Source organism: Deltaproteobacteria bacterium (assembly GCA_020848745.1).
Lineage (GTDB): Bacteria > Desulfobacterota > Binatia > UTPRO1 > UTPRO1 > UTPRO1.
The window spans coordinates 1-2,742 of sequence record JADLHM010000096.1 but is presented as its reverse complement, the minus strand read 5'-3'; the positions used below and the strand labels follow the sequence as shown (position 1 = coordinate 2,742).

The 2,742-nt window shown below is 67.5% G+C and carries 2 protein-coding genes; one reads left to right on the top strand and one right to left on the bottom strand.

Annotated features, from left to right (window positions below; all coding sequences use genetic code 11):
• On the bottom strand, window positions 1-728 hold a 728-nt coding region (locus IT293_13865), incomplete at its 3' end, for a DNRLRE domain-containing protein (protein ID MCC6765739.1).
• 371 nt (window positions 729-1,099) lie between these two features.
• Here IT293_13865 and IT293_13860 point away from each other — a divergent pair.
• Window positions 1,100-2,742: hypothetical protein (locus IT293_13860; GenBank protein ID MCC6765738.1), on the top strand; the 1,643-nt coding region annotated here is incomplete at its 3' end.

Here is a 2,742-nt window from a genome sequence, read left to right as displayed (position 1 = left end):
TCGTCGCACTGTACCGGGTCGACGACGCACGCGCCCGCCTCGCAGCGCTCGTTGGTCGTGCAGAGGTTCGCGTCCTGGCAGTCGGCGTTCGTCGCGCACGGCGGCGGCGTGAAGGCGACCGTGAGGCGTGGGCGGTTGCCGATGTCGGCGGGGTGCTTCTCCTCCTGCGAGATGTACGCGACGGCGAGGTCCGTCGCGGTCTCGGCCACGTCCTTGACGATCCAGCCGTGGTCGTCGGAGCAGCGGTTGATCGCCGCCTGCACGTCGGCCGTCACGTCGAAGCTCTTGAAACCGCGGCCGTCGCCGACGAGCGCCGTCGCCGAGGGCGCCGCCGCGAAGGGCGGCTGGGTGTTCCACTTGACCGTGTTCTCCTGCCAGGGCGCCGTCACGCGGTGCAGCGCGTGCGTCAACGTGGAGCTCTGCGCGTTCACCGAGGCGTACAGCCCGATCACCGCCGAGCCCACCGTCGAGCCGGCCGGGATCGACCCGAGCGGGAACTGCACGAGGGCGCGGCGGATCTTCTTCGCCGGCGACGCTTCCACGCGCAGCCGCGTGTTCCTGGTTCCGGTCACGCGGTTCGGGAAGTTCTTCATGACGAAAGCGTCCTGGTTGGAGGGCTGGATCACGAGCGTGTCAGCCCCGGCGGGGACGATCGAAGCGGCGAGGAGGGCGAGGGCGGGGAGGGCGGCGCGCCCGAGGCGGGCGACACGGAGGCGGGGGTTTCGCATGGGGTGGATCGGGCTCCTGACGGTGGTTGTGCGATTCGGCGGGACTGCTGTCGCACGTAGTCGCATATCACTTCGGGCGCGCCGCTCGACAGATGGAATCTTCACGTCGTGGCGCACAGCGTTTGCTGGGGCGGATGTCTTGCAAGGTCGCGAGGAATGCGCTCCGGAGGCAATTTGAAGCGCTGTGTCATGAGGTTTTTTGTTGACTACGATGTGTCATCTGTCGCAATCTCGCCGCCGCAAATCGACGCTTCCCCCACGAACGCGTGACGGTGCCGACTCTCGAAACAAACAAGTCCGTCGGTCTATTCGCGCCCGGCAGTCATGGTGGTTGCCGGGCATCACTTCACCAAACCCAAGGAGGATTCGCCATGAAGTTGATCCTGAAATCCGGCCTGCTGGCCGCGATGATGCTCGCGCTGGTCGGCTCGAGCCCTGCGCACGCCATTTTCGGGCAAGTGGGCACGGCGAGCGGCTGCAAGGCGGGCAAAGCCAAGTGCGTCACCAAGATGAAGTCGTGCCTCCTCGGCTGTTACGGGAAGGCATTCGGCAAGGGCACCCCCGTCGATGTTGCGTGCGTCGACAAGTGTCGCACCGGCTTCCTCGCCGACCCCGCGACGGGCAAGGGCTGCATGGAGAAGCTCGACACCAAGAACGACAACTGCGGCGCGACCATCGGTGACGCCGCGGTCGTGCGGTCGAAGGTCGAGGCGCACGTCGCCGAGCTGGCGGCGACGCTGAACCCGGCGGGCGGCAATCCGCTGAACAAGTGCCTCTCCGGCAAGACCAAGTGCGTGTCGAAGTACAACGCGTGCGTGCTCGGCATCGTCGGCAAGGCGTTCAAGGCCGGCTCGACGGTGGGGGACCTCTCGAAGTGCAACGCCATCCTTTCGAACGCGGGCGGCAAGGCGAGCTGCGTGCAGAAGCTCGAGGACAAGAATCCTCCGGCGAGCGCGACGGCGTGCGTCACCTTCGAGGATCAGGGCTCGCTCAAGGCGGCGGACGACGCGTTCGTCAACGACATCATCTACGGCATGGTCGGGAGCGGCAATCTCGCGGCCCATCGGTGCGTGAGCGAGACCTGGAAGCAGTGCACGAGCGACGGTGACTGCACTGGCGGCGCGGGCGACTGCCAGCGCTTCTTCGGCTCGCCGCTGCCTCTGGTGGCGGGCGGCGTCAACACCTGCGTGACGAGCCAGTGGAACGGCACGATGTCGGGCACCTTCAACCAGGCGAGCGGCGCCAGCGGCGGCACGGCGAGCGTCCTCTCGCGCGTCTACACCACGGGGACGATCAACAATCCGTGCCCGGTCTGCAACGGGGCCGACATCCCGAACGACGGCCTGCAGAACGGTACCTGCACCGGCGGCGCTCGGAACGGCCAGGCCTGCGATCGCAACGGTGAGTCGCCGGTGCCGTCGTTCGGCTACACGAGCCTCGATTGCCCGCCGTCGGGCGCGCCCGTCGCGACCCTCCCGGTCGACCTCTCGAACACCAACAACGGCACGGTCACGAAGACCCTGAGCGCCGGGAGCCCGAACTGCAACGGCGCGCCGGGTAAGAAGTGCATGTGCGCCAGCTGCTCGGAAGATTCGCAGAAGCCGTGCGCGAGCGATGCCGATTGTACGGGCACCTGCAGCAACGCGGCGGGTACGCCTCGCCAGCCGCACGCGTGTCTCGACGACACCAACACGGGTCCTGTGGAAGGCTGCGCCGCGCTCGCGGGCGGCGAGGGTCAGTGTGACGTCGGCCCGGTCGATCAGCAATGCAAGATCGAGAACTTCCGCGGGTGTCTGACCGACGGCGATTGCCCGGCAACTGGAGACAGCTGCGGCGTCCACCAGCGCGAGTGCTTCGCGGGCTACAACGGAACCGTCGGCGAGACGATCACGGCGGTCGGCTCGCACAGTGCTCCGCACAACCATACCGGCACCTCGACCTTCGCGACGATCTTCTGCGTCGCTCCGACCGGTGCGTCCGCCGTCAACAACGCGGCAGGTCTTCCGGGTCCGGG